Source organism: Acidovorax sp. KPB24-07, assembly GCF_057543315.1.
This window is the reverse complement of record NZ_BAAJYS010000653.1, coordinates 1-1,324: the sequence shown is the minus strand read 5'-3', so window position 1 is coordinate 1,324 and position 1,324 is coordinate 1. Positions and strand designations below refer to the sequence as shown.

At 73.2% G+C, this 1,324-nt stretch carries 2 protein-coding genes; both read right to left on the bottom strand.

Annotated elements, in window-relative coordinates:
• On the bottom strand, positions 1-1,028 hold a 1,028-nt coding region (gene creC, locus AC27IQ_RS24730), incomplete at its 3' end, for a two-component system sensor histidine kinase CreC (RefSeq protein WP_487091180.1).
• A 50-nt stretch (positions 1,029-1,078) separates the two neighbouring features.
• Positions 1,079-1,324: winged helix-turn-helix domain-containing protein (locus AC27IQ_RS24725; protein WP_487091179.1), on the bottom strand; the 246-nt coding region annotated here is incomplete at its 5' end.

Below are 1,324 nucleotides of genomic sequence, written 5' to 3'. Positions count from 1 at the left end.
CCCTCGGCCCGCTGGCGCTGCTCGAGCTGGCTCAGCGCCAGCAGCCGGTCCACCAGGCGCTGCAGGCGCTCGCTTTGCTCGACCACCTGCGTGGCGAACTGGGCGCGGTCGGCCGGGGGCAGGTCCTCCTGCAGCAGTTCGCCCGCGCCGCGGATGGCGGCCACGGGGCTTTTGAGTTCATGCGTGAGGGCGCGCACGTAGCCTTCGATGTAGTCATGCCCTTCCAGCCGCACGCGCATGCGGTCCATGGCGCGGGCCAGGTCGCCCAGCTCGCCCGGCACCCGCGGCACGGCCAGGGGCTGCGTGGGGTTCAGGCCGCCGTCGGCCGGGCCCTGCACGCTCAGGGCGTAGTCGCGCAGGCGGCGCACGTGCCACACGGTCCACACGGTGACGGCCACGCCCACCAACGCCGACAGGGCCAGCAGCAGCAGGCCGCCGCGCAGCACCTTGCGCTCGGCCCGGTCGATGAAGCGCTGCACCGAGCGCGTGGGCTTGGCCACGGTGAGCACGCCGCCGATGGCGCGGCCGGACGGCCCGTCCACCAGGATGGGGGCGGCCACGTACATCACGCCGCTGGTGTCGTCGCCCTGCACCTCGCGCGTGGCGCGGGCGCCGTACTCGCCCCGCAGCGTGCGCGCCACGTCGCGCCAGCCCGAGTAGTCCTCGCCCACGGCACTGCGCTCGGAATCGAACACCACGCGCCCGGCGGCATCGGTCACATAGATGCGGAAATCGAGCGTCTGCTTGGTCAGCCCCCAGATCGCGGCATCGACCGGGCGGCTGGCGTACTGGCGCACGTGCTGCGCGAAGCGGCTCTCGGGCGTGCCGGGCGCGGTGGCGCCCAGGCGGCCGGCGGCCAGGTCGTCGCTCGCCAGCTCGGCCAGGATGTTGGCGGTGTCCACCATCATGTCTTCCATCACCTCGCGCACGCTGGGCTTGATCTCGGCGGTGAACACGCGCAGCACGAAGAAGGCCGCGATGCCGTTGATCAGGAAGAAGGCGAACAGCAGCCGGATGCCCAGGCGCATGGGTCAGGCCCTCGCCAGGGTGGGCTGCACGGAGCGGTGCCAGCGGGCGCTCATGGCTCCAGGCAGTAGCCCATGCCCCGGTGCGTGCTGATGTATTCGCGCGCCGGGTCCGCTTCGCGCAGCTTGGCGCGCAGCGTCTTGATGTGGGTGTCCACCGTGCGGTCGGTGCTTTCGCTGTCGTCGCCCCAGGCGCCGGCGAGCAGGGCCTCGCGCGACTGGATGCGGCCGGCGCCGCGCAGCAGGCAGGCCAGCAGGCGGTATTCGCGCCGCGTGAGCGGCAGCGGCCGGCCGTGCAG